Source organism: Microbacterium sp. EST19A, from assembly GCF_019969685.1.
Classification (GTDB): Bacteria; Actinomycetota; Actinomycetes; order Actinomycetales; family Microbacteriaceae; genus Microbacterium.
This window is the reverse complement of the sequence record NZ_JAHXYZ010000002.1, coordinates 1,060,586-1,084,672: the sequence shown is the minus strand read 5'-3', so window position 1 is coordinate 1,084,672 and position 24,087 is coordinate 1,060,586. Positions and strand designations below refer to the sequence as shown.

The following is a 24,087-nucleotide window of genomic DNA, read 5'->3' as shown; positions in this document are numbered from 1 at the left end:
CCATGTCGCAGATTCGCACGTATAGTTGGTAGTTGCGCTCGCTTCTCCCTGCCCTCATATGGTGGTCGGCATTCGTTGAGTCTTTGAGCGCACACTCCACCTGACGACAAAGGAATCGAGAAGCCCTGCGGGGCTCACGGAGGTTATTCCCTTGGCTGCTGCTCGCAACGCATCCACATCCACCACCACCAAGAACGGACGCGGAGCTTCCCGTCTTTCGTTCGCCAAGATCTCCGACACCCTGACGGTCCCAGACCTTCTGGCTCTGCAGACCGAGTCCTTCGGTTGGCTCGTCGGCAACGACGCCTGGAAGGCGCGCGTGGCCGAGGCCAAGAAGGCCGGCCGCACAGACGTCAACGAGAACTCGGGCCTCGGCGAGATCTTCGAGGAGATCTCTCCCATCGAGGACCTCGGCGAGACGATGCAGCTGTCGTTCACGAACCCGTACCTCGAGCCCGAGAAGTACTCGATCGACGAGTGCAAGGAGCGTGGCAAGACCTACGCTGCTCCGCTCTACGTCGAAGCCGAGTTCATGAACCACCTCACGGGTGAGATCAAGACGCAGACGGTCTTCATGGGCGACTTCCCGCTCCAGACCGACAAGGGCACGTTCATCATCAACGGCTCCGAGCGCGTCGTCGTCTCGCAGCTCGTGCGCTCGCCCGGTGTCTACTTCGACAAGACCCCCGACAAGACGTCCGACAAGGACATCGTCTCGGCGCGCGTCATCCCGAGCCGTGGTGCATGGCTCGAGTTCGAGATCGACAAGCGCGACCAGGTCGGCGTGCGCGTCGACCGCAAGCGCAAGCAGTCGGTCACCGTCTTCCTGAAGGCGCTGGGCATGACGAGCGAGGAGATCCTCGCGGAGTTCGCCGGCTACACCTCGATCGAGGAGACGCTCGCGAAGGACACGATCGTCACGAAGGAAGATGCGCTCCGCGACATCTACCGCAAGCTCCGTCCGGGCGAGCAGGTCGCCGCCGAGGCTGCCCGCGCGCTGCTGGACAACTTCTACTTCAACCCGAAGCGCTACGACCTGGCCAAGGTCGGTCGCTACAAGATCAACCACAAGCTGGGTCTCGACCAGCCGCTGAACTCGTCGGTGCTGACCGTCGAAGACATCGTGGCCACGATCAAGTACCTCGTGCGTCTGCACGCGGGCACCGAGGAGACCTTCACCGGCATCCGCTCGGGCAAGAAGGCCGAGATCCGTCTCGCGACCGACGACATCGACAACTTCGGCAACCGTCGCATCCGCGCGGTCGGCGAGCTGATCCAGAACCAGGTCCGCACCGGTCTGTCCCGCATGGAGCGCGTCGTCCGCGAGCGCATGACCACGCAGGACATCGAGGCGATCACGCCGCAGACCCTGATCAACGTGCGCCCCGTCGTCGCCGCGATCAAGGAGTTCTTCGGAACGTCGCAGCTGTCGCAGTTCATGGACCAGAACAACCCGCTCGCCGGTCTGACGAACAAGCGTCGTCTCTCCGCGCTGGGCCCGGGTGGTCTGTCCCGTGACCGCGCCGGTGTCGAGGTCCGTGACGTCCACCCGTCGCACTACGGCCGCATGTGCCCGATCGAGACGCCGGAAGGCCCGAACATCGGTCTGATCGGTGCGCTCGCGACCTTCGCGCGCATCAACTCCTTCGGCTTCATCGAGACCCCGTACCGCAAGGTCACGAACGGCGTCGTCACCGAGGACATCGACTACCTGACGGCTTCCGAAGAGGTCGACTTCAACATCGCGCAGGCCAACGCCCCGCTCGATGCCAAGGGTCGCTTCATCGAGAGCCACGTCCTGGCCCGCCCCAAGGGCGGCAGCGGCGAGGTCGACATGTTCCTGCCGGAGGACATCGGCTACATCGACGTCTCCCCGCGCCAGATGGTGTCGGTCGCGACCTCGCTCGTGCCGTTCCTCGAGCACGACGATGCACAGCGCGCCCTCATGGGTGCCAACATGCAGCGTCAGGCTGTGCCGCTGCTCCGCAGCGACTCGCCGCTCGTCGGAACCGGTATGGAGGGCTACACGGCCATCGACGCCGGTGACGTGCTCACCGCCGACAAGGCCGGTGTCGTCTCCGAGGTCTCCGCGGACCGCGTCGTCGTCATGCTCGACGAGGGCGGCACGCAGGAGTACCACCTGCGCAAGTTCGACCGCTCCAACCAGGGCACGTCGTACAACCAGAAGGTCGTCGTCTCCGCCGGTGAGCGCGTCGAGGTCGGAGAGGTCATCGCTGATGGCCCCGCCACCGAGAACGGTGAACTGGCCCTCGGGAAGAACCTCCTCGTCGCCTTCATGACGTGGGAGGGCTACAACTTCGAGGACGCGATCATCCTCAGCCAGGATCTGGTGAAGGACGACACCCTCTCCTCGATCCACATCGAGGAGTACGAGGTCGACGCCCGCGACACGAAGCTCGGCAAGGAGGAGATCACCCGTGACCTCCCCAACGTCAGCCCCGAGCTGCTGAAGGACCTCGACGAGCGCGGCATCATCCGCATCGGCGCCGAGGTCCGCCCCGGCGACATCCTCGTCGGCAAGGTCACGCCGAAGGGCGAGACCGAGCTGTCGGCCGAGGAGCGTCTGCTCCGCGCGATCTTCAACGAGAAGAGCCGCGAGGTCCGCGACACGTCCCTGAAGGTGCCTCACGGCGAGCAGGGCACGATCATCGCGGTCAAGGAGTTCAACGCCGAGGACGGCGACGACGAGCTCGGCTCCGGCGTCAACCGCCGCGTCGTGGTCTACATCGCCCAGAAGCGCAAGATCACCGAGGGTGACAAGCTCGCCGGCCGTCACGGCAACAAGGGTGTCATCGCGAAGATCCTCCCGATCGAGGACATGCCGTTCCTTTCGGACGGCACCCCGGTCGACATCGTGCTGAACCCGCTCGGCATCCCGGGTCGAATGAACTTCGGCCAGGTCCTGGAGACCCACCTCGGGTGGATCGCCAACCAGGGCTGGAAGGTCGAAGGCACTCCGGAGTGGGCTGTGAAGCTCCCGAAGGACGCGTTCGAGGCTGCTCCCGGCACGAAGGTCGCCACCCCGGTGTTCGACGGTGCGAGCGAGGAGGAGATCGCTGGTCTCCTGGACTCGACCCTCCCGACGCGCGACGGTGTCCGTCTGATCGACTCGAGCGGCAAGACGCAGCTCTTCGACGGTCGTTCGGGTGAGCCGTTCCCGGCGCCGATCTCGGTGGGCTACATGTACATCCTGAAGCTGCACCACCTGGTCGACGACAAGATCCACGCGCGTTCCACGGGTCCGTACTCGATGATCACCCAGCAGCCGCTCGGTGGTAAGGCGCAGTTCGGTGGACAGCGCTTCGGTGAGATGGAGGTGTGGGCCCTCGAGGCCTACGGCGCCGCATACGCGCTCCAGGAGCTCCTCACGATCAAGTCCGACGACATCCTCGGCCGCGTCAAGGTGTACGAGGCGATCGTCAAGGGCGAGAACATCCAGGAGCCCGGTATCCCCGAGTCGTTCAAGGTGCTCATGAAGGAGATGCAGTCGCTCTGCCTGAACGTCGAGGTGCTCTCGGCCGACGGCACGCTGGTCAACCTCCGTGACACCGACGACGAGGCCTTCCGCGCTGCGGAAGAGCTCGGGATCAACATCTCCAGCCGCTTCGAGGCCGCCTCGATCGACGAGATCTAAGGTGCGGGCCGCCGTGTGATGCGGCGGCCCCCCTCCCCGATTTCTTCAAAAGAATTCCGACACAGGAGAATCAGTGCTCGAGTCAACAACCTTCGATGAGCTTCGCATCGGCCTCGCCACCGCCGACCACATCCGCGCGTGGTCGTACGGTGAGGTTAAGAAGCCCGAAACCATCAACTACCGCACCCTGAAGCCGGAGAAGGACGGTCTCTTCGGAGAGCAGATCTTCGGCCCGTCCCGCGACTGGGAGTGCGCCTGCGGAAAGTACAAGCGTGTCCGCTTCAAGGGCATCGTCTGCGAGCGCTGCGGCGTGGAGGTCACCAAGAGCTCCGTCCGTCGTGAGCGCATGGGTCACATCGAGCTCGCCGCTCCCGTCACCCACATCTGGTACTTCAAGGGTGTGCCCTCGCGTCTCGGCTACCTGCTCGACATGGCGCCGAAGGACCTCGAGAAGGTCATCTACTTCGCCGCCTACATGGTCATCTCGGTCGACGAGGATGCTCGTCACCGCGACCTGGGCACGCAGGAGAACAACATCCGTCTCGAGCTGAAGACGCTCGGTGACCGTCGTGACGCCAAGATCGCCGAGCGCCTCGCTCGTCTAGAAGAGGAGCTCGCTGCTCTCGAGGCCGAGGGTGCGAAGGCCGACGCCAAGAAGAAGGTCAAGGACGCCGCCGAGAAGGAGATGTCGCTCATCCGCAAGGGTGCCGACGAGGCGATCCTGAAGCTGGAGCGCGTGTGGGAGGACTTCCGCACCCTCGAGGTCGGCGCCCTTCGTCCCGAGGACGACGTCTTCCACGAGCTGCAGGACCGTTTCGGTCAGTACTTCGAGGCCTACATGGGCGCCGAGTCGATCCAGCGTCGCCTCGCGGCGTTCGATCTCGCGGCCGAGGCCGAGAGCCTGCACCTGCAGATCTCCGAGGGCAAGGGTCAGCGCAAGATCCGCGCGATCAAGCGCCTGAAGGTCGTCAACTCGTTCCTGGAGACCGGCATGAGCCCGGCCGCCATGGTCCTGGATGTCGTCCCGGTGATCCCGCCGGAGCTGCGCCCGATGGTGCAGCTCGACGGTGGCCGCTTCGCGACCTCCGACCTCAACGACCTCTACCGTCGTGTGATCAACCGCAACAACCGTCTTCGTCGTCTGATCGACCTCGGTGCTCCCGAGATCATCGTCAACAACGAGAAGCGGATGCTGCAGGAGGCCGTCGACGCACTGTTCGACAACGGTCGCCGCGGTCGTCCCGTCACCGGTACCGGCAACCGTGCCCTGAAGTCCCTCAGCGACATGCTGAAGGGCAAGCAGGGTCGCTTCCGTCAGAACCTGCTCGGCAAGCGCGTCGACTACTCGGGCCGTTCGGTGATCATCGTCGGACCGCAGCTGAAGCTGCACCAGTGCGGTCTGCCCAAGCAGATGGCTCTGGAGCTCTTCAAGCCGTTCGTGATCAAGCGCCTGATCGACCTCGGTCACTCGCAGAACATCAAGGCGGCCAAGCGCGCCGTCGAGCGCACCCGTCCCGAGGTCTGGGACGTGCTCGAGGAGATCATCCGTGAGCGTCCGGTTCTGCTGAACCGTGCACCCACGCTGCACCGTCTCGGCATCCAGGCGTTCGAGCCGCAGCTCGTCGAGGGCAAGGCCATCCAGCTGCACCCGCTCGTCTGCGCGGCGTTCAACGCCGACTTCGACGGTGACCAGATGGCTGTGCACCTGCCGCTGTCGGTCGAGGCTCAGGCCGAGGCCCGCGTGCTGATGCTCGCGTCGAACAACATCCTGAAGCCGTCCGACGGACGCCCGGTCACCCTGCCTTCGCAGGACATGATCATCGGTCTGCACCACCTGACCACGGTCAAGGCGGGCGCATCCGGTGAGGGCCGTGCATTCGGTTCTGTGGGCGAGGCGATCCTGGCGAAGGACGAGGGAAGCCTCGACCTGCAGGCCAAGGTCCGCATCCGCATCCCCGGTCTGACGTTCCTCGAGGGCGACGCCCCCGAGGGCTACGAGCGTCACGGTCTCGTCGACGCCTCGCTCGGTCAGGCGATCTTCAACGACACGCTGCCCAAGGGCTACCCGTTCGTCCGCGAGCAGGCTGACAAGAACAAGCTGTCGCAGATCGTCAACAAGCTGGCCGAGGAGTACCCCAAGGTCGAGACCGCTGCGTCGCTCGACCGCATCAAGGACGCCGGCTTCTACTGGGCCACGCGCTCCGGTGTGACCGTCGCCCTGAGCGACATCCTCACACCGCCGAACAAGGCCGAGATCGTCGCGGGCTACGAGAAGCAGGCCGCGAAGGTCCAGTCCCAGTACGAGAAGGGTCTGACGACCGACACCGAGCGTCGCCAGGAGCTCATCAAGATCTGGACCGAGGCGACCGACGAGGTTCAGACCGCGATGCGGGACAACTTCCCGGAGGACAACACCATCAACCGCATGGTGTCGTCGGGTGCTCGTGGTAACTGGCTGCAGATCCGGAACATCGCCGGTATGCGTGGTCTGGTGAACAACCCCAAGGGTGAGATCATCCCGCGTCCGATCATCTCCTCGTACCGCGAGGGTCTGTCGGTGGCGGAGTACTTCATCGCGACGCACGGTACCCGTAAGGGTCTGGCCGACACCGCTCTGCGTACCGCCGACTCGGGTTACCTGACCCGTCGTCTGGTGGATGTCTCGCAGGACGTCATCATCCGCGAAGAGGACTGCGGCACGTCGAAGGGCCTCGAGCTCCCGATCGCCGCTCCGAACTCGCAGGGCGAGCTGGTGCGCGACGCGAACGTCGAGAACTCGGTGTTCGCTCGTACCCTGGCCTCCGATGTCGTCAGCGAGTCGGGCGAGGTTCTCGCCTCGGCCGGCGACGACGTGGGCGATGTCCTGATCGACAAGCTCGTCGCTCTGGGTGTCGAGACCATCAAGGTGCGCTCGGTCCTGACCTGCGACTCCGCCGTCGGTGTCTGCGCGCAGTGCTACGGCCGTTCGCTGGCGACGGGTAAGACCGTCGACATCGGCGAGGCCGTCGGCATCATCGCGGCCCAGTCGATCGGTGAGCCCGGTACCCAGCTGACGATGCGTACCTTCCACACCGGTGGTTCCGCGTCGGCAGACGACATCACGCAGGGTCTTCCCCGCGTGCAGGAGCTGTTCGAGGCTCGTACCCCCAAGGGTGCGTCCCCGATCGCCGAGGCCGATGGTCGCATCACGATCGACGAGACCGACAAGGGCAAGAAGGTCATCCTGACGCCCGACAGCGGCGACGAGCCCGTCATCTACCCGGTGCTGCGTCGTGCGACGCTGCTCGTGGAAGACGGACAGCACGTCACCGTCGGTCAGCCGATCCTGGTCGGAACGCTCGACCCCAAGGAGATCATGCGCGTCATGGGTGCTCGCGAGGTGCAGCGTTACCTCGTCGGCGGCGTCCAGGGCGTGTACCGCTCGCAGGGTGTGCCGATCCACGACAAGCACATCGAGGTCATCGTCCGTCAGATGCTCCGCAAGGTCACCGTCGTCGATCACGCCGACACGACCCTGCTCCCGGGTGAGATGGTCGACCTCAAGCGCTACCAGGCGATCAACCGCGAGGCTGTCGCCGAGGGCAAGCGTCCGGCTTCCGGTCGTTCGGAGCTGATGGGTATCACGAAGGCGTCGCTCGCGACCGAGTCGTGGCTGTCGGCTGCGTCGTTCCAGGAGACGACCCGTGTGCTCACCGAGGCTGCCATGCAGGGCAAGCGCGACCCGCTGGTCGGTCTCAAGGAGAACGTCATCATCGGTAAGCTCATCCCCGCCGGAACGGGACTCTCGAAGTACCGTGACGTCACGGTCGAGGCGACCGAGGAAGCCAAGAGCGAGCGCTACCCGAACCGGATCTTCGCATCCGACGGCGCGTACGCGGACGGCGACTTCGGCTACGTCGACTTCGACGCGTTCTCGACGGACGACATCACGCCCGGTACGTACAACTGACGTACTGAGTGACTGAGAAGGCCCCGGGTTTGTCCCCGGGGCCTTCTTCGTGCGTGCGGGGGCCCTGCATCGGGCGGAGATCTCCGCGTCGGGAGGAGCCTCACACGGAGGAGCTCCTCCCAACGCGGAGTTCTCCTCCCGATGAAGCAGCGCCGCTCAGCCGAAGAGGTGCGCGACGATCGCCGAGGTGTAGCCCGAGGGTGCCAAGTTGGAGTAGCGCGTGTCGATGAGGATGTCGTCGCGCCAGAACAGGGTGCGGCCGTCGGTGACCGGGTACTGCGTGTTCGGCCAGGTCTTCTCGCAGCGGGTACCGCCGTCGGGAGTGAAGCAGGAGAAGCCCTCGTTGTCGGCGAGGGCGTTGAGCATGTCGAGCGCCGGGCCGCGGTTCATGCCCGAGATCGTCGTCACGAGGCTCGTGGTGTCCGCCCCGGGGTCCGCCCAGATGCATGTCAGGGTGCCGTCGGTGCCGACCCCGGACGGACCGAAGGCGGCGTCGTTGAGGGGCACGCCCTCGAGCTGGGCAAGCACGTCGTCCGACAGGATCGCCCGGCAGTCCGTCGGCAGGGCGACGCCCTTGGCGGTCGGGCTGGGGGAGGGGGACGGTGTTCCGGTCTCGTCCGGGCCATCGGATGCTCCCGCTGACGGACTCGGTGAGCCCCCGGCATCCCCGGATCCATCGGATGCCGGTCCGCACGCGGTCAGGACGGCCACCAGCAGGAGGGCCGCGGCGCTTGCGGAGTATCGCGCGTTCATGGCCACACCGTAGCGCGGTTGCCCTGCGGGGGACAGCATTCGTGAGGCATCCTCCGGGCGGCGCGTCGCGATAGGGTCGGCGGATGAGCATCGAGACTTCCGCAGCAGCATCCGCCGTCGTGATCGGTGATGCGCTGATCGACGAGATCCGCGATGACGCGGGTGTGCGCGAGCTGGTCGGCGGCGCAGCGTTGAACGTGGCCGTGGGTCTCCGGCGCCTCGGCGTCGCGACCACCCTCATCGCGATGGTCGGCGATGACGACGCCGGCGCGCACATCCGCGAGTACCTCTCTGACCATGGCGTCCGTCTCATCGAGAGCGCGGCCGCACACGGTTCGTCGCGCGCGATCGTGCAGCGGGCGGCGAACGGGGAGCCCGAATACGTCTTCAATGAAGCGGCGCAGAAGCGCAGCATCCGCTATTCCGACGAAGCCCGCGAGGCCATCGCGGAGGCGGGCCTCGTGGCGATCAGCTGCTTCCCCTTCGACGTTCGTGCCGAGGTGGATGCCCTGGCGGACGCGACGGACGGAGCGCGCCTGGCGATCGATCCCAACCCGCGCACCGGGATGCTGAGCGACCGGGCCGAATTCGTGCGCGGTTTCGAGCGCCTGGCTGCCGGAGCCGAGATCGTGAAGGTCGGCGCGGATGATGCGGCGATCCTCTACGACGGCGACCTCGACGCGCTTCGTGCGCGGCTGCGCGAGCTCGGGGTCGGTGCTGTGCTCGCGACGGCGGGCGCCGACGGGGCGATCCTCGAGACGGATGCCGGCACCACGGCCGCCCCGATCTCGGAGCTCCCGGGGCGCATCGTCGACACCGTGGGCGCGGGTGACGCGACCCTCTCGGCAGTCGCCGCCGACCTCGTGTCGGGGAGTCCGGAGACGCTCGACGACTGGCACGCGCTGCTCGTCCGAGCCATGGACATCGCCGCCGCGACGTGTCGCGCAGAGGGCGGTCTGCTGCGCACTCCGCAGTCGCTCGCCGAGGCGGAACGCGGCGTCTTCGGCAGCTGACGGGTCGATTTCATGTGCCCGCGTCTGACGGGTATGATGGTCTTTCGTGCCCCCGGTTGGCTGTCCAAGTCGGACGGGTGCGCTCTGGCGAGTTACCCAAGCGGCCAAAGGGATCTGACTGTAAATCAGACTGCTCAGCATTCGGGGGTTCGAATCCCTCACTCGCCACCAATACCTAATAGCCCCTGACCTGGTGTTTATCTCACCGCGTCAGGGGCTTTGTTGCGTCTATGGGGCGAATTATGGGGCAAGGCCCTGATCCATCAGTGCCGCGAACCTATCGGCGGCAGCGCGCTGCATCGTCGGATTCACGTGCGAGTAGATGTCCATCGTGATCGAGATGCTCGCGTGGCCGAGCCTCTCCTGAACGACCTTCGGCGACTCGCCAAGCTGCAACAGCAAGCTCGCGTGGGTGTGTCTCAGGCTATGCAGTGGGATGTGGGGGAGATCCGTGATCACCTTCTGCGCCGCCTGTGTGCGTCGCTTCCAGCGGTTCGTCATCAGCACGGGGCTCCGCATCCGGCCGTCGTCGATGTGACCGAAGACGAAGGCGTTCGGCCGCGCGTAGTCGAGTGCGATCGTGCCGCGCTCGGCCTTGTGTGCCTTGAGCGCGGTCAGGAGCATCGTGTCAGCGTCGATGACGCGGGCGGTACCAGACTTCGGAACCTTGGTGCGACCTCGCGTGGTGCTGTCGGCTGCACGCCTGATCGAGATCCTGCCGGCCGTGAAGTCGATGTCACGCCACTGCAGCGCGATCCCCTCACCGCGGCGCATGCCGGTGTGTGCGAGCGTCAACCACAGCGTGTACATCTCGTCCTGGTAGACATCCCGGTCCCAGTCCAGGAACGCCCTCAACTGCTCCGCTGTCCATGTGACCATCTCCGGGCGCTCAGCGCGGATATCGCGCCCCGTGGGTGCCTTCACGATCTTCCTGAGCCGCGCAGGATTCTTCGTGAGGAAGCCGTCCTCCATCGCCGAGTCCAGGATGGCGGCGAGCGTGATCGACGTCTTGTTGACCGTGTTCGAACTCAGCGGGGCACCGTCACGGCCGCCGCGTTCCCGCAGCAGCTTGTAGAGCTTGCCGATTGCTGGCCCAGTTATTTTGTCCAGCGGCTTCGCGCCCAAGTGTGGCACTAGGTAGTTATTGAACTGGCGCCGGTAGCCCAGCATGGTGCTCGCCTCGAGCGACAGGGCATCGAGCCATTCTGATCCGTACGCCTCGAGCGTCGGCACGGCGCCGTGGAACTTCTGATCGTTGCGACGCTTCCGCAGCGCTTCCTGCATCTCGTCGTCGGCCGCGTCGTCGGTGACGAACCCACCACGACTGAACTTCCGCTCGCCGAGCTCTGGCTGTTCCGGGTCAATCGGAATCCAGATCTGGAAGCGCCACCTGAGGCCGGCCTTCGTCTGGTAGCTCTGCAGCGAACCCTTGCCGCGTCGCCGAGAGCGCCGGTTCTCAGTCATCGCCCCACTCCAACCGCAGGCGGCGGGATCTCGCCGGGAGGCAGGGTGATCCCGCGAATATCCGGCATCGCACCGACCATCGGCAAGGCCTGATCTGCCGGGAACATCGACTGCAGTTCGCTCAGTCTGTCCCACGCAAGACGGTGACGCGCTGCGACCAGAGGTATCTCTGTTCGTACGCGTTCACGCTCCCAATCCTGTGCGTCTTCCCGCCTCAGTGTCTGCAAGAGACTCTCGTGCTTCTGCCCAGCCTCATAGAGCACGCCCGTCCAGTAGCCGAGTCGTGCTTCGACCGACAAGCCGGTCTTCATCGTCGCCCAGGCGATCGCATCATCCGCCGAGACGTCATCACTCAAGCCTGAGCCGACAGGGCGTCCCTCGATCTCTTTCGAAAACAGAATCTCAGTGGGAGACACACCAAGTGCCGCGGCGATAGCGATGAGATCGTCAACCTCTACTCGCTTGGCTAGGTTCTCGATCTTGCTGAGTCCAGACGCAGAGATGGGGCGCCCCAATTCCGTCAGCCTCTCAGAGAGCCCGCGGAGATCGAGGCCCGCTCGCCCTCGAATCGTCTTGACGTTGGTGGCCACGACGGAGCCGGTGGTACCGATCTCGTTGCCTCGGATGCGCTGGTTGTTGGAAGCCATATAGGAAACCTACCACGCGGTACTTGACACAGCCATCTAATGTCCCGTAGATTCCTAGTACGGCCTCTACGGAGCCGTATAGGAAACACAAAACTACATAGCTGCATCGACCTCAAGGGCATCCCGGACACCACGCCGGGGGCAGATAGCGAGAGATCTCGCGTGAGGATCACGGACAGTGAGCAGGTGCTGATGAGCCCCCTCGACCGATGCAGTGAACAGACGGGACGTCCTGGTCCCGAGCCGTCCGGGTCTGTCCCCGGGCGCAGCAGTAATCACATAGACCACATCACGAACAGGAGTTCGCCATGACCATCGAAGACCTGCGGGCGAGCAACTCGGCCGCAATCACCCGCCAGGATGTCGCCGACGCCCTGGGTATCGATCCGCGCACCGTCACCGAAGGAATCCGGCAGGGGAACATCCCCAGCCTCAAGATCGGCCGACGCGTCCTCATCCCGAGGGAGAAGTTCCTCGCGCTGTTCGACGTCGCCGCTGCGTGACCACAAAGAAAAAGCCCCCGTCTCACCGGGGGCCACACCAGAATCAACCGCTCAAGGAAGAGAACTGATATGTCCAATGTACGCCCCGCCAGCAGGTATGCCAACTACGACTTCGAGATCGGCAACGACATCCCGAAGCCCGGATGGTACGAGGATCGCAACGGCAGCGTCCTCAAGATCCACTACCGCGTGTATCGCGTTCCGAGTCTCCGAAAGTTCGTCCTGCGCAACTACGCGCCCTCCACGGCGACAGAACGCGCGGAAGCCGAGCGGATGCTCAAGCACATGCCTCGGCTGTTCGAGCTGTGGGAGGCAGACGGTAGAGCTCGTAAGCGCCGCCACACCAAGGGTCACTACTACTGGACGGCGCCGTGTGGATCCTTCCTCGACGACCCACTGGTGCAGCTCGAGCTCGAGATGATGCTCGACAACGACGTCACCGTGGGCGACATCCTGCGCAGGGCCGATCGGTTGAACCTGAACCCGTCCACCATCCTCAAGCTGATCGAGAGGACGTCATGACCACCACAGACGAGGAGCACAACGCCGCGTCGGCGGCAGAGATCGTCGTCGAGCTCGTCGGTGCATCAGGTACCGAGATCGGGATCCTGGACGAGTCCGGGTTCGTCGCCCTCTCGACCGCCGACAAGCACCTCGCGCGAGCGATCGCCGTTCGATTGGTCGAACTCGCCGAGAAGCTGCCCGAACCGCCGCGGATCCTGCGCCGAGCGTCCGACATCGACGACCAGCTACGCGGGCTTGAGCCCTAACGACCCGAAGACCCCCACCCCGGCCGGTGGGGGTCTTCGTCTAACTGAACATCGAAAGGAGGTGACGCATGGCCGCAACTGATGGCTTCGTGATGATCCCGAACTGGGTGATCGACGACAGCGACCTCAACCTGCACGAGATGGCCGTGTACACCGTCCTACTCAGGTACCGGGATCCCAAGACCGGCAAGTGCTTCCCCGGGATGACGACGATCGCCGATCGAGCACGGATCTCCCGCGAGACGGTCAAGCGAACGATCCCGGCCCTCGAGAAGAAGGGCCTCATCAAGATCAAGCGACGCAAGGAGAACGGGAAGAACTTCCCGAACGAGTACGTCGTCGCCACCGCCGCGCAGAAGCCGGAACTGATCTGGGAGAAGAGCTCTCGCGGCCAGCGCATCCCCAAACGTAAGGGTGGGCACTCCGAGACCCTACCCACGGAGGTGGACTCCAAAAGTAGGCACTCCGAGACCCCACCTAGGCACTCCGAGACCCCGGGGGTAGGCACTCCGAGTGCCTCTAAGAAGATCCACTTAAACAAGATCCAGGAACAAGATATGAGGCGCACGCTGGAGCGCACGCCCGATGACCTGTTCACATTCGATGAGATCCAGACGGCGACGACGAAGCAGATCGACTATCTGAACGATCTGTACATATTCGTCACCGAGCACATCCCCGAGCAGCGCACACGAGACGGATGGGCGGCACTCGACACGACCGAGGCCAGCAAGCTCATCGACACCTACTGGTCGCAGATCGATCGTGGCCGCGGTGGCATGTGGGACTCGAATGTCGACGAGACGCACTCGGCTTACCGTGCACTCTCACCACTCGGCAAACGCTGGATCGCCAACGGATGCCTACCCGACACCTTGGAGGCCGCATGAGCGCACCCAAGCCCGCGAACTTCCGAGCTCTCGCTGATGCATGGGATTCACCCATCGCCTACGCGGTCGAGCTCGCGAAGTACTACTCCCAGTTGAACGAGGCCGGCTACATCATGCCCGCGCCTGACATCACCACCGAGAGGAACACCGATGACTGAACAGCTTCGACTCGCGCACCGCGACGACTGTCCCGCGGATCGTGTCGACATCACGCCGCACGACGAAGAGGGCATCACCACCCTGCACTGTCTCGACTGCGCATCACACGCCGCCTTCAACGAGAACGGCACGATGCGCCCCGAACCGATCGCAGTGGGACCGCTCGCCGACGTCAAGCAGGGCGCCGGCTTCACCGCCGACATGAACGTGGCCGGAAAACGACCACGGATGAACAACCAGAACTGGAGCAAGCATGACTGACCACGGAGAATACCGAGCTGGCAGCGGATGGTTCGACTCAGCCCGCAAGGCCTGGATCAATGACCCCGCCAACCTCACGACCATCGTCCCCGGCCCCGAGCTCACCAAGGGGGCAGCGGATGAGGTGGCCGGGTGGGGCAAGCGAGAGTTCAAGGAGAACCCCGAGCTCGAGGCGCTCATCCGGCTCCGTGACTCAGACAAGCCCGAGGACCGAGCGAACTACGACAAGATCGCGGCCGGTGGGAAGCGCATGGCAGTCGGACAGTACGAGCAGCAGAAGGCAGAGGCCTAGGACATGGCCACCGACGCACTCGACCCCGGACCAAACGGTGACTACCCCAACCTCGACATGGCGCTGCAGCCCACCGGACTCCGCAAGCAGCTGACACCCGATGGTGACGTGGTGCTCATCAACGTCGAAGCAACCGGACCAGACGGACGCACCGTCACCCAGATCGCAGAAGGCAAGCAGTAGTGGACCACCGCGCCAGGCGTCAAAGCCACACTCGCGAGGGAGCCAAGGAGGCGAGCGTGATCCTTTCAACCGCCAAGACCCTCCTGCGCCTGGCGCGGTCAGCCGAACAGCAGCAAGGGGTGGGGGAGGGGCTCAAACGCCTCTCCTCCTCTCGGTCGCCTGGGATCAGGAAAAGGCCGTGTACTGAAACCAGGGTCGCGGGGGCCTTCTGGTGATGCCTGGTGCGTCACCACGGGTTCAATACCCGTCAGCCCGTTTCGCGAACGATCCGCGGGCGTTCTTCACGTGGCGGTTGCCTGCTGCATCCGGCGCTGACGTTCTCACCGCCGACGAGATCGATCTGTTGAAGGCGCTGCCTGAGGAGTCGATGATCGATCTGCTCGAGCGGGTGGCGACCGCGGCGACAGAACTTGAATCCCTTCGCCGGCAGCTTGCTACCCGGTGGATGGTGGTCCATCCCTGCCCTGTGTGCGGCGCCGAGGTGATCGGACGCGCGGACAAGATCTACTGCCGACCACGGTGTCGACAACTGGCGTACATGGAGCGCCGAGGGAACTGAACATTTTGAACCTGACAGAAGGAGACAGACATGACATTCGATTTGGACACGGCGCTTCGTGAGGCCGACGAGTACGAGAAGTCGAGGGAGCCGATCGACGCGCAGGTGGTGATCGGCAAGAGGGTGGTGACGGTTCGCATTCCGTACCTGCCCGGGCGCGAGTTCGACGATGCAACTGCCGCGCACACCTACCCGTTTCCCTATCGAGATGTGCTGGGGTGCTGGTTCAACCTGGATGCGGTGACGCAGAATCACCCGCGCATCGTGCTGGTCAACGGGAAGGGCGCCGTCGTGGACGACCTCACCGTGGTGAAGGACGACGAGAGTCACTACCGCTGGCCCGAGGTCTACGCCGCTCTCAGCACGGCCGACAAGATGACGTTGCAGGCCGTCGTGTGGGGCGTGTACATCCACGATCCCGAGCAGCGCATCGCGGATGCCAAGGAGGCGGCTCGTGAGCGCGTATGAGGAGCGTGGAGCCCGTCACGAGGGTTTCGCTGACCGGCTGATCGAGGTGTACATGCACCGGGCCGGCGCCGAGGACACGGGCCTCATCTTGGACGAGTTCCAGGACACCTCGGATGACATTGTTCGCGATCTCGCCGAGCTCGTCGTCACGCTCGCGTTCAAGGCCGCGAACCCGTTGACGGTGTACGACATCACCGATCCCGAGCGTCGTGTGGTGCCCGAGAAGATCGACCGTCTGCGGAAGCAGATCGAGGATGCCACCGCGCGGTGGCTGAAGGAATTGGAGGCCGCAAATGGCTGAGAGAGTCGTCCGGATACGCCTTGCGGCGGAGGTCCAGGGGTATAAGAACGCTATGAAGGAGGCCGCGGAGCAGACAAAGAAGACCGGCACGGAGGCGGAGGTCGCCGCCGACAAGGTGCGCGCGTACAAGGATGCTTTCACCGCGGTAGGTGCGGTCGGTGTAGCGGTCGGCGCTACTCTTGCGGCCGGATTCGGTCTGGCGGTGAAGGCGATGGCCGACTTCGATTCGCAGATGTCTGCCGTTCAGGCGGCGACACACGAGTCGGCCGAGAACATGGACCTGCTCCGTCAGGCGGCGTTGGATGCCGGCGAGTCGACGGTCTACAGCGCGACGGAGGCGGCATCCGCGATCGAGGAACTGGCGAAGGCGGGCGTCTCAACGAAGGACATCCTCGGCGGCGGTCTTGCCGGTGCACTGGACCTGGCAGCGGCCGGTGGAATCGAGGTCGCCGACGCCGCAGGCATCGCCGCGACGGCGCTCAAGCAGTTCAACCTGAACGGGTCGGACATGGCCCACGTCGCCGATCTCCTCGCCGCAGGTGCAGGCAAGGCGCAGGGTGATGTCACCGATCTATCGCAGGCACTGAACCAGTCGGCGCTGATCGCAAAGCAGACCGGCCTGTCGATCGAGGAGACCACCGCGGGACTCTCGGCGTTCGCGGCATCTGGGCTCCTCGGCTCCGACGCTGGTACGAGCTTCAAGACCATGCTGCAGTCGCTCAACCCGACGTCGGCGGCGGCGGCCGACCTGATGAAGAAGTACAACCTCGAGGCGTACGACGCGCAGGGGAACTTCGTTGGGCTGTCCACCTACGCGGGCAAGCTTAAGGACGGGCTGTCCGGTCTCAGCACCGAGCAACAGAACGCCACCCTCAAGACGATCTTCGGCGCCGACGCCGTGCGCGCCGCGACGGTGCTCTACCAGAACGGCGCGGAGGGCATCGACGAGTGGACGCAGGCGGTCGACGACCAGGGCTACGCGGCGGAGACCGCACGCATGCGTCTCGACAATCTGAAGGGTGACGTGGAGGCGCTGGGAGGCGCTTTCGAGACCGCGCTCATCGACACCGGCTCGACGGCAAATGACACGCTGAGAACCATGGTGCAGGCTCTCACAGGCCTGGTCGGCATGTACAACGACATGCCTCCCGCGGTGCAGGGGACCGTCATGGCCCTCGGGGGCGCGACCGCGGCCGTCGCCCTCTCGGGAGGCGCGGCGTTCCTCGCGGTACCGAAATGGCTCGAATTCAAAGCGACGGTCGAGGCGTCGTCATGGAGTATGAAGGGCATCGCGCTCACGGCTGGCACCGCGGGCCTTGCGCTCGGCGGACTGTTCATGATTGTCGGCGAGCTCGCCGCCGAGCACCAGCGCGCTCAGCAAAAGGCTCAGGCCTACGCGGACACTCTCTCAGAGGGCACCCACCAGATCACCGACGACACCCGAGACTTGATCGCCGAGCAGATCAACCTGCAGCAGAACGGCTTCCTGTGGCTCGAGGGGAGTTCCATGGCCGATGCGGCACGGGATCTTGGGATCTCCCTTGACGTCGTTCGGAAGGCCGTCGAGGGTGACGCGGATGCGCTCGACACGCTCAACGTGAAGACGCAGGAGGCGATCGACGGGTACAGCTTCTTTGATCAGAAATCCATTGAACTCAATAGTTCGGCGGAGTATCTGCGGTCGACAGTTGAGAAGGAGACTGGGGCTCTCGACGACGCCGCAGAAGCAGCCCGCAACAAAGCTGAGGCCACGAACGAGAGCACGACGTCGGCAGACAGCGCGGCTGAGGCGTACACCGCTGAGGCGGATGCCGTCACGGATCTGAATTCTCAGCTGACGGATCTGATCGATCAGATCAACGCGGCCAACGGTGTGGCTGTGGATGCGATCACCGCCAACTCGAACTACTTGTCTGCTCTCGATGGGCTCAAGACTCAGGTGGAGAAGACCGGCACGTCGCTCGACGAGAGCAGCGTCTCCGGTTCCGCGAACGCTGCAGCCATGGGCGAGCTTGCTGAGAAGGCACGTGCTGCCGCTGACGCGCAGCTGCAACAGGATCTCGCCGTGATGGACTCGGACAGCGCCACGAAGAAGTACCTCGACACTCTCGCGAGTCAGCGTCAGGCCTTCATCGACGCGGCCGTGAGCGCCGGCTACAACGCCGACGAGGTCAACGCTCTCGCCGACCGCATCTTCCAAATGCCGGATGAGAAGACCACCAAGATGTTGGTCGAGAAGGCGCAGGCGCAGTCCGCGATCGACGAGTTCATCACCCTCAACGATGGGCGCCGGGTGAAGGTGTTCGTCGATGCGGTCGGCAACGAGTCGTTCAAGGTCGGCACCCGGACCGTCTCTGGCATGTCGACAGGCGGGCCGGTTCGCGGACCCGGACCGAAAGGCGTGGACTCCGAGCTACGCCGGCTCGCACCCGGTGAACACGTCATCCCGGCAGATGAGGTTGACGCCGCGGGCGGTCACAATCAGATCGAAGCGTGGCGGGCGATGCTGCGATCTGGCGAGCACGGTGCGCCGTCGTACACAGCCCTGTCGGAGCAGTACAAGAGCCCGGGGGAGCAGTACCGGTACGCGCAGCCCAGCCCTCAGGTGATCCACGTGCAGACGGACAGCGCGCCCGCACAGATGTCCTTCCCGGACTCGATCACCCTGGTCGACCAGGACGGCTCCATCCTCACGCGGGCCCGCGTCATCGCAAACGCTGCTGTTCTAGATCGTGCAATGCAACTCAGCCGGACCGTCCGCGCTGGGAAGCGTAGAGACGGCTCCTAGAGCGGCTCCTTCGATCTAGGAAGCCCAACGCCCGGGGACGACGGGCATACTGAGGACGAGGGATCGGAGCTACTTGGTCTAGTTCCGATCCCTCTCTGTCTGCAATAGAATCGGCTCATAGCTCCCCACCGTCCTCCGGGCCTGGTGGGGCTTTTCTGTGTTTATGCCAGAATCCGGGTATGAACAAGATCCAAGCAGCCCACAACGTCGTCAAGACTGCAGTCACAAGCGCTCTCGCTGAAGCCAACGGCCGAAAGGGTCGAATCTCCCACGAGGATCAGGAACATGCTAAGCGGATCGTTGAGGCAATCGATCGACTCATCGATGTGAAGATGTCCGGTACCGGTGACGAAGAGTACGAGAGGGCCTGACCATGAGCAACGACTACGCAACGGCATGGGACTCACTTGCTGCCACCATTGGCAGGGCCAAGGGCAAGTCTTCCGGGTACATCGACGACATCGAGCACCTTTCGATCGATCAGCAGCTCAAGGTCGCCGAGATCTCGGCACTGCTGTCGATCGCGCAGGAGATCTCGTCGTTCAACCCGAACAACACGTACACGATTCGCGACGGCAAGAAGATCAACGCCTGGGGCCACGAGATCGACTGAAACTCGACATTTGTCGTGTTCCTGAACTACCTCTAAGTGTTGTGCTGGGTCTAGAGTAGGCAGCACAACACTTAGGAGTCATCATGTCTCGAGGACCAGGCGTCTGGCAGAGGGCAATCCTCGACCGCATCGGTGAGGGCAAGGTCGTCATCCTCACCGGCGTCGAGCACACCCACGCCGAACAGAACGCGATCCGCAGAGCCGCCCGCAAGCTCGCCGACGCCGGCAAGCTCCAGATCACGTCGTGGAAGGTTCGCGGCGCCAATCGCCTAGTCGCGGTGCCGATGGGCATGAAGATCCCGGCACCGCAGAAGGTGGTCGGCCTCGACGGCAAGACCTACCTGGTTCCCCGGGAACGTCCCCGGGACAGTCCCGGGGGACATCATGGGGCGAACGATGGGGCACCGACGACGTAGGTGTGTGCATCGGCAGGCGCGTGCCTCGAATATCCATCTGGATATTCGCTGATTTTCCGCACCTCAGAGCCTGCGTCTGAATCGTGATGACTGTGTGCTCTCAGGAGTTCGAATCCCTCACTCGCCACCACGCACGCACACGAAGCCCCGGTTACCCGGGCTTCTTGCGTTTCCCGTCTCCTCCACGACGTAGGGTGACACCGAGGCCCTTCATCCGCCACACTGAGTGCCATGGGATCAGCGTTGACCACCATCGGACTCCCCGTCGCCCTCGGCATCATCATGCTGGGGCTCGGACTCAGCCTCACTCTCGCGGACTTCGCGCGGGTGCTGAAGCAGCCCAAGGCGGTGATCATCGCGCTGCTCTGCCAGTTGCTGGTGCTGCCGGCGATCTGCTTCGGGCTCGTGCTGGCGTTCCAGCTTCCACCGGTGCTCGCGGTCGGCATGATGATGCTCGCGGCGTCGCCCGGCGGCACGACCGCGAACCTCTACAGCCACCTGTTCCGCGGTGACATCGCGCTCAACATCTCTCTGACGGCGGTGAACTCGGTGATCGCGGTGATCACCCTCCCGCTCATCACGAACTTCGCCATCGCGTACTTCCGACCGTTCGACGACCAGCTCGGTCTGCAGTGGTCGAAGGCGCTCGAGGTCTTCGCGATCGTGCTCCTCCCCGTCGCGCTCGGGATGCTGATCCGCCGGTTCTGGCCAAAATTCGCCGCGGGGATGGACAAGCCCGTGCGCATCGCATCCGTCGTCATCCTCATCATCGTGATCGGTGGCGCTGTCGCCTCGAACTGGTCGCTCCTCGTCGACAACTTCGCCCGGCTCGCACTGATCACCGTGCTTTTCTGCCTGATCAGCCTGACCATCGGCTTCCTCATCCCGCGCTGGCTGCGCGTGGGGAAGCGCCAGGCGATCGCGACCTCGTTCGAGATCGGCATCCACAACGCCACGCTCGCGATCGTCATCGCGCAGTCGGTCCTCGGCTCCGTCGAGCTGAGTCTCCCGGCCGCCGTCTACGGCGTGCTCATGTTCTTCATCGCCTTCGGGTTCGGCTTCCTGATCCGGGATCGCGCGGCCGCGGAACCGGCCGTTCCGGCCGCCACCGCCTCCGAGGGTTCATAGACTGGAGCGATGCGAGCGCTCACCGAAGCCGAAGTCCGGGCATCGTTCGTCAACGCGGATGCCGATGAGCTGCGGACCCTCGAGATGCCCCACGACTTCGTGCTCGTCGATTGGGACTACCTCGACTTCTTCGCGTGGCGCGATCCGAGTGCCGCCAAGCGGGGCTACGTGCTGATCCAGCACGAGGGCGGTGTCGTCGGCATCGTGCTGCGCGCCTCCGAACCCGGACGCGGACGCTCGGGCATGTGCAACATCTGCCACACCATGCAGCCGGGCAACCAGGTCGCCCTCCTCTCGGCGCGACGCGCGGGCGAGGCGGGAAAGCGCGGCGACTCCTTCGGCACCCACATCTGCGTCGACCTCTCGTGCCACGAGAACGTGCGGCTCGCGCATCCGCTCGCTCCGAACGAGGTCCGCTCGCCGGGGCAGGTCGACTTCCGGCTCGACGGCACGCGCCGACGCATGGAGGCGTTCGTCTCGCGTGTGTGGGACGACGTCTGATCGCGGTTACGCTGGACCCACCCATCCCGTGCTCGAAGGAGAAGCCATGAGCGATGCCATCCTGTTCGCCGTCGAAGAGGGGATGGCGCGCCTCACGCTGAACCGTCCGACCCGGCTCAACGCGTTCAACGCCGACCTCGCCCACGCCTGGCGGGACGTGACGGCCGAGGCCACCTCGCGCGCGGACGTGAAGGCCATCCTCATCGATGCCGCCGGCCCGGCCTTCTGCGCCGGCGGAGACGTCATCGACATGGCGACGACGATGGGCCCCTCTTCCGGAGCGGACATCACGGCGCTCGCCGAGGTCATCAACGCGGGCATCCGGTCGCTGACGGAATCCTCTGTGCCGGTCGTCGCCGCAGCGCACGGGACCACAGCAGGCGGGGGACTCGGCATCCTGCTGTGCAGCGACTACGCCGTCGTAGGATCGCGGTCGCGGCTCGGCAGCCTCTACGCGAACATCGGTCTCACTCCGGATCTCTCGGTCTCGGCACAGCTCGCGCGTGCCGTCGGGCAGCGGCGGGCTCTGCAGCTCGTCCTCCAGGACCGGCTGCTCACCGCGCAGGAGGCGGTCGAGTGGGGTCTGGTCGCAGAGGCGGTCGCGGGGGAGGATGCCGCCGCCGAGGCCGCGCTCGTGCGGACGCGCGGCGAGGAGATCGCACGCTTCTGGCTGGCGGGCGCAGTCGACGCCTACGGGCAGGCGAAGAGGCTGGTGCGTTCGCAGCCCGAGCGCTCCTTCGCCGAGCAGTTGAGCGAGGAGGCGCGCTCGATCGGCGCGGCCCTCGAGACGGCGGATGCGCAGGCGCGGGTCGCGGCCTTCGCCGCGGCGTCCGCGAGGAAGGCCGGCTGACTCTTCCTGCACCGGTGCGTCTTCGGGGCGAAGACTTCAGACCGCCCGGACGGCGCCGTGTCAACGGGGCGCACGCGTGGCAGGATGAGGGCATCGCCGCTCAACGAGAGGATGGCCATGTCTCAGCCGGAGATCACCGCGCTTCATCAGCCGCAGGGTGAGAAGAAGAACATGTCCCTGCTCATCAGGGGTGCCATCTGGATCGCGATCGGCGCACTGATCGCCGCGGCGCTCGTCTGCGTCATCTGGGTGCTGATCGGGGACCAGGACGGCCTGATCGGCCGCGCGTTCCTCACTATCCTGCTGCTGGCGGCGTTCGCGGGCATCGCGATCCTCGAGGCGGGGCTCGCTCCCAACCGACCCGACTGGCTCGCCCTCGCCAGCATGGTCACCTGGATCGTCGCGCTGCTCGTCGGAGCGGTGAAGATCTGGCTCCCGGAAGAGGACGGCTACTTCACGGGCGCCGAGCGGTTCTTCCAACTACTGCTCGTGATCGGCATCCTGCAGCTCGCTCTGCTGCATGTGCGCCTCTTCACGCCGGCAGCCCAGCGTCATGTGACCACCTTCACGCGCATCATCTACATCGCGACGATCGTGTTCCTCGGCGCGCTCGTGGGTCTGCTCGTCTTCTTCCTCGCCTTCCCGCACAGCTTCGACTACGGCGAGCTGTACTGGCGCATCGTGGTCGCGCTGACGATCCTCGCGGCTGTGGGCACGACGCTGATCCCTCTTCTCAACGCGCTCTTCGCGCCGAAGAAGCAGACGCGCTCGGCACAGGCCGTGGCGTCCGCACCGGCCTGGCCCACGTACGCCGACGGAGTGACGTCGCTTCCGGCGCTTCCTGACGGCAGCCCGGACTGGAACGCGTATTACACCGGCTACCCGAGTGTCGCGCCGCAGCAGCAGGCGCTCGCGCAGGCGCCGGTCGTGCCGTTCCCCGTCTCGCCGGAGCCCGCGCAGTACGCGCAGCCGCAGTACGCGCAGCCGTTCGCTCCGCCCGTTCCGCAGGCGCCCGAGGTTCCTCCGGTGCCGCAGGCTCCCGTGGCGGAGCATCCGGCGGCACCGGAACAGGGTGCCCCGCCGGCATTCCCGCCGCCCCCGCCCGCTCCGCAGCATCCGGCTCCGTGACCCTCGAGCAGGAGCTGGGAGAGCTCGCGACCGAGATCGCGCGAGAGGCCGGCGAGCTCGCCCTGCGACCCCGTCGCGACGGGGTTCACCTCGCTGCGACCAAGTCGACGATCGCCGACATCGTCACCGAGGCGGATCGTGAGGTCGAGGCGCTCATCCGCGCGAGGATCGACGCCGCTCGGCCCGACGACGGGTTCCTCGGTGAGGAGTCGGGCGCGGGCAGCGGCAGCAGCGGCATCACGTGGGTCGTCGATCCGATCGACGGAACGGTGAACTACGCGTACGGGATGCCGGCGTACAACGTGAGCATCGCCGCCGTGCGCGGGTCGGCCGACCCGGAATCGTGGGAGGCGCTCGCCGCCGCAGTGAACGCGCCGGCGCTCGGGGAGCTCTTCACCGCCGCCCGCGGTCACGGAGCCTGGGCGGGGGAGACGCGTCTCGCGGTGACCACCGACACCTCGGCCGGCGCGCTCCTCGCGACCGGGTTCGGCTACGACCCGGCGACGCATGACGGCGACCTTGCGACCGTGCGCCTGGTCATGCCGATCGCGCGGGATCTCCGTCGATCAGGATCCGCCGCGCTCGACCTCGCCTACGTCGCGGCGGGGCGCCTCGACGGCTACTTCGAACGAGGCCTGAAACCGTGGGACTTCGCCGCAGGAGCGCTCCTCGTCGAAGAAGCCGGCGGCCTGGTCTCGCGCCACGACGTCGATTCGGCGCGGCCCATGTTGATCTCGGGAGGCCCCGAGGTGCATGCCCAGCTCCTCGCGCTCCTGGGTGAGAAACGCTGACCCGT

26 protein-coding genes and 1 tRNA gene are annotated in these 24,087 nt (G+C 65.2%); 24 read left to right on the top strand and 3 right to left on the bottom strand.

The genetic code is table 11. From position 1 onward, the window contains the following. The first annotated feature begins 151 nt into the window (after positions 1–151). Positions 152–3,655, top strand: a complete 3,504-nt coding sequence (locus tag LC452_RS15215) for a DNA-directed RNA polymerase subunit beta (protein ID WP_223626769.1) — start codon at positions 152–154, stop codon at positions 3,653–3,655. A gap of 73 nt (positions 3,656–3,728) precedes the next feature. After that, positions 3,729–7,604 (top strand): DNA-directed RNA polymerase subunit beta', encoded by a 3,876-nt coding sequence (gene rpoC, locus LC452_RS15210; protein WP_223626767.1) that lies wholly within the window; start codon positions 3,729–3,731, stop codon positions 7,602–7,604. A 156-nt stretch (positions 7,605–7,760) separates the two neighbouring features. Here rpoC and LC452_RS15205 read toward each other — a convergent pair whose 3' ends face one another. Continuing rightward, positions 7,761–8,357, bottom strand: coding sequence for a hypothetical protein (locus LC452_RS15205; protein ID WP_223626765.1), 597 nt, complete (start codon positions 8,355–8,357; stop codon positions 7,761–7,763). A gap of 83 nt (positions 8,358–8,440) precedes the next feature. Between LC452_RS15205 and LC452_RS15200 the strand changes: the two genes are divergently transcribed. Both LC452_RS15200 and LC452_RS15195 read left to right on the top strand, forming a co-directional pair. Further along, on the top strand, positions 8,441–9,370 hold the full coding sequence (locus LC452_RS15200; RefSeq protein ID WP_223626763.1) for a PfkB family carbohydrate kinase: 930 nt from the start codon (positions 8,441–8,443) through the stop codon (positions 9,368–9,370). Positions 9,371–9,456: 86 nt separating this feature from the next. Beyond that, a tRNA-Tyr gene (locus tag LC452_RS15195) sits at positions 9,457–9,541 on the top strand. A 69-nt stretch (positions 9,542–9,610) separates the two neighbouring features. Here the strand turns inward: LC452_RS15195 and LC452_RS15190 are convergent. Beyond that, positions 9,611–10,834, bottom strand: a complete 1,224-nt coding sequence (locus tag LC452_RS15190; protein WP_223626761.1) for a site-specific integrase — start codon at positions 10,832–10,834, stop codon at positions 9,611–9,613. Then, positions 10,831–11,481: a helix-turn-helix domain-containing protein gene (locus LC452_RS15185; protein WP_223626759.1), complete on the bottom strand. Its 651-nt coding sequence runs from the start codon at positions 11,479–11,481 to the stop codon at positions 10,831–10,833. Before LC452_RS15185 ends, LC452_RS15190 begins: the two co-directional genes overlap by 4 nt. A 308-nt stretch (positions 11,482–11,789) precedes the next feature. Here LC452_RS15185 and LC452_RS15180 point away from each other — a divergent pair, with 308 nt between their 5' ends. The 20 genes from LC452_RS15180 (at position 11,790) to LC452_RS15085 (ending at position 24,082) form a co-directional block, all read left to right on the top strand. Next, on the top strand, positions 11,790–11,984 hold the full coding sequence (locus tag LC452_RS15180; RefSeq protein ID WP_223626756.1) for a helix-turn-helix domain-containing protein: 195 nt from the start codon (positions 11,790–11,792) through the stop codon (positions 11,982–11,984). A 69-nt stretch (positions 11,985–12,053) separates the two neighbouring features. Then, positions 12,054–12,506, top strand: coding sequence for a hypothetical protein (locus LC452_RS15175; protein WP_223626754.1), 453 nt, complete (start codon positions 12,054–12,056; stop codon positions 12,504–12,506). Continuing rightward, positions 12,503–12,754, top strand: coding sequence for a hypothetical protein (locus LC452_RS15170; protein WP_223626752.1), 252 nt, complete (start codon positions 12,503–12,505; stop codon positions 12,752–12,754). The genes LC452_RS15175 and LC452_RS15170 overlap by 4 nt, the downstream gene beginning before the upstream one ends. A 68-nt stretch (positions 12,755–12,822) precedes the next feature. After that, positions 12,823–13,644: a helix-turn-helix domain-containing protein gene (locus LC452_RS15165; RefSeq protein ID WP_223626750.1), complete on the top strand. Its 822-nt coding sequence runs from the start codon at positions 12,823–12,825 to the stop codon at positions 13,642–13,644. Continuing rightward, the gene (locus tag LC452_RS15160; protein WP_223626749.1) at positions 13,641–13,802 is read left to right on the top strand and encodes a hypothetical protein; all 162 of its coding nucleotides are present in this window, start codon (positions 13,641–13,643) and stop codon (positions 13,800–13,802) included. Before LC452_RS15165 ends, LC452_RS15160 begins: the two co-directional genes overlap by 4 nt. Next, entirely contained in the window at positions 13,795–14,064 is a 270-nt protein-coding gene (locus tag LC452_RS15155; protein ID WP_223626747.1) for a hypothetical protein, read from the top strand. Before LC452_RS15160 ends, LC452_RS15155 begins: the two co-directional genes overlap by 8 nt. Beyond that, the gene (locus LC452_RS15150; RefSeq protein WP_223626745.1) at positions 14,057–14,356 is read left to right on the top strand and encodes a hypothetical protein; all 300 of its coding nucleotides are present in this window, start codon (positions 14,057–14,059) and stop codon (positions 14,354–14,356) included. Before LC452_RS15155 ends, LC452_RS15150 begins: the two co-directional genes overlap by 8 nt. Positions 14,357–14,359: 3 nt before the next feature. After that, positions 14,360–14,539: a hypothetical protein gene (locus LC452_RS15145; RefSeq protein WP_223626743.1), complete on the top strand. Its 180-nt coding sequence runs from the start codon at positions 14,360–14,362 to the stop codon at positions 14,537–14,539. Positions 14,540–14,831: 292 nt separating this feature from the next. Further along, positions 14,832–15,098, top strand: coding sequence for a hypothetical protein (locus tag LC452_RS15140; protein WP_223626741.1), 267 nt, complete (start codon positions 14,832–14,834; stop codon positions 15,096–15,098). Positions 15,099–15,128: 30 nt separating this feature from the next. After that, complete coding sequence (locus tag LC452_RS15135) at positions 15,129–15,566, top strand: hypothetical protein (RefSeq protein WP_223626739.1); 438 nt, start codon at positions 15,129–15,131, stop codon at positions 15,564–15,566. Beyond that, positions 15,553–15,867 (top strand): hypothetical protein, encoded by a 315-nt coding sequence (locus LC452_RS15130; RefSeq protein ID WP_223626737.1) that lies wholly within the window; start codon positions 15,553–15,555, stop codon positions 15,865–15,867. Before LC452_RS15135 ends, LC452_RS15130 begins: the two co-directional genes overlap by 14 nt. After that, positions 15,860–18,655, top strand: coding sequence for a phage tail tape measure protein (locus LC452_RS15125; RefSeq protein WP_223626735.1), 2,796 nt, complete (start codon positions 15,860–15,862; stop codon positions 18,653–18,655). Before LC452_RS15130 ends, LC452_RS15125 begins: the two co-directional genes overlap by 8 nt. Before the next feature lie 179 nt (positions 18,656–18,834). Next, positions 18,835–19,026, top strand: a complete 192-nt coding sequence (locus LC452_RS15120) for a hypothetical protein (protein ID WP_223626733.1) — start codon at positions 18,835–18,837, stop codon at positions 19,024–19,026. 2 nt (positions 19,027–19,028) lie between these two features. Next, the gene (locus tag LC452_RS15115; protein ID WP_223626731.1) at positions 19,029–19,268 is read left to right on the top strand and encodes a hypothetical protein; all 240 of its coding nucleotides are present in this window, start codon (positions 19,029–19,031) and stop codon (positions 19,266–19,268) included. Positions 19,269–19,351: 83 nt separating this feature from the next. Continuing rightward, the gene (locus LC452_RS15110; RefSeq protein WP_223626729.1) at positions 19,352–19,684 is read left to right on the top strand and encodes a hypothetical protein; all 333 of its coding nucleotides are present in this window, start codon (positions 19,352–19,354) and stop codon (positions 19,682–19,684) included. Between the two features lie 231 nt (positions 19,685–19,915). Beyond that, positions 19,916–20,812, top strand: a complete 897-nt coding sequence (locus tag LC452_RS15105; RefSeq protein WP_223626727.1) for a bile acid:sodium symporter family protein — start codon at positions 19,916–19,918, stop codon at positions 20,810–20,812. A gap of 9 nt (positions 20,813–20,821) precedes the next feature. After that, positions 20,822–21,313: an FBP domain-containing protein gene (locus LC452_RS15100; protein WP_223626725.1), complete on the top strand. Its 492-nt coding sequence runs from the start codon at positions 20,822–20,824 to the stop codon at positions 21,311–21,313. Positions 21,314–21,359: 46 nt separating this feature from the next. Next, a complete protein-coding gene (locus LC452_RS15095) occupies positions 21,360–22,163 on the top strand; it encodes an enoyl-CoA hydratase/isomerase family protein (protein WP_223626723.1) in 804 nt (267 codons plus the stop codon). A 117-nt stretch (positions 22,164–22,280) separates the two neighbouring features. Then, a complete protein-coding gene (locus tag LC452_RS15090; protein ID WP_223627722.1) occupies positions 22,281–23,291 on the top strand; it encodes a hypothetical protein in 1,011 nt (336 codons plus the stop codon). Further along, a complete protein-coding gene (locus LC452_RS15085) occupies positions 23,288–24,082 on the top strand; it encodes an inositol monophosphatase family protein (RefSeq protein WP_223626721.1) in 795 nt (264 codons plus the stop codon). The genes LC452_RS15090 and LC452_RS15085 overlap by 4 nt, the downstream gene beginning before the upstream one ends. Positions 24,083–24,087: the final 5 nt, after the last annotated feature.

Excerpts from the sequence above, each read along its gene's own strand:
- LC452_RS15205 (WP_223626765.1), bottom strand. The coding sequence starts at position 8,357 with ATGAACGCGCGATACTCCGCAAGCGCCGCGGCCCTCCTGCTGGTGGCC.
- LC452_RS15200 (WP_223626763.1), top strand. The coding sequence starts at position 8,441 with ATGAGCATCGAGACTTCCGCAGCAGCATCCGCCGTCGTGATCGGTGAT.
- LC452_RS15190 (WP_223626761.1), bottom strand. The coding sequence starts at position 10,834 with ATGACTGAGAACCGGCGCTCTCGGCGACGCGGCAAGGGTTCGCTGCAG.
- LC452_RS15185 (WP_223626759.1), bottom strand. The coding sequence starts at position 11,481 with ATGGCTTCCAACAACCAGCGCATCCGAGGCAACGAGATCGGTACCACC.
- LC452_RS15180 (WP_223626756.1), top strand. The coding sequence starts at position 11,790 with ATGACCATCGAAGACCTGCGGGCGAGCAACTCGGCCGCAATCACCCGC.
- LC452_RS15175 (WP_223626754.1), top strand. The coding sequence starts at position 12,054 with ATGTCCAATGTACGCCCCGCCAGCAGGTATGCCAACTACGACTTCGAG.
- LC452_RS15170 (WP_223626752.1), top strand. The coding sequence starts at position 12,503 with ATGACCACCACAGACGAGGAGCACAACGCCGCGTCGGCGGCAGAGATC.
- LC452_RS15165 (WP_223626750.1), top strand. The coding sequence starts at position 12,823 with ATGGCCGCAACTGATGGCTTCGTGATGATCCCGAACTGGGTGATCGAC.
- LC452_RS15160 (WP_223626749.1), top strand. The coding sequence starts at position 13,641 with ATGAGCGCACCCAAGCCCGCGAACTTCCGAGCTCTCGCTGATGCATGG.
- LC452_RS15155 (WP_223626747.1), top strand. The coding sequence starts at position 13,795 with ATGACTGAACAGCTTCGACTCGCGCACCGCGACGACTGTCCCGCGGAT.
- LC452_RS15150 (WP_223626745.1), top strand. The coding sequence starts at position 14,057 with ATGACTGACCACGGAGAATACCGAGCTGGCAGCGGATGGTTCGACTCA.
- LC452_RS15145 (WP_223626743.1), top strand. The coding sequence starts at position 14,360 with ATGGCCACCGACGCACTCGACCCCGGACCAAACGGTGACTACCCCAAC.
- LC452_RS15135 (WP_223626739.1), top strand. The coding sequence starts at position 15,129 with ATGACATTCGATTTGGACACGGCGCTTCGTGAGGCCGACGAGTACGAG.
- LC452_RS15125 (WP_223626735.1), top strand. The coding sequence starts at position 15,860 with ATGGCTGAGAGAGTCGTCCGGATACGCCTTGCGGCGGAGGTCCAGGGG.
- LC452_RS15120 (WP_223626733.1), top strand. The coding sequence starts at position 18,835 with ATGAACAAGATCCAAGCAGCCCACAACGTCGTCAAGACTGCAGTCACA.
- LC452_RS15115 (WP_223626731.1), top strand. The coding sequence starts at position 19,029 with ATGAGCAACGACTACGCAACGGCATGGGACTCACTTGCTGCCACCATT.
- LC452_RS15110 (WP_223626729.1), top strand. The coding sequence starts at position 19,352 with ATGTCTCGAGGACCAGGCGTCTGGCAGAGGGCAATCCTCGACCGCATC.
- LC452_RS15105 (WP_223626727.1), top strand. The coding sequence starts at position 19,916 with ATGGGATCAGCGTTGACCACCATCGGACTCCCCGTCGCCCTCGGCATC.
- LC452_RS15100 (WP_223626725.1), top strand. The coding sequence starts at position 20,822 with ATGCGAGCGCTCACCGAAGCCGAAGTCCGGGCATCGTTCGTCAACGCG.
- LC452_RS15095 (WP_223626723.1), top strand. The coding sequence starts at position 21,360 with ATGAGCGATGCCATCCTGTTCGCCGTCGAAGAGGGGATGGCGCGCCTC.
- LC452_RS15090 (WP_223627722.1), top strand. The coding sequence starts at position 22,281 with ATGTCTCAGCCGGAGATCACCGCGCTTCATCAGCCGCAGGGTGAGAAG.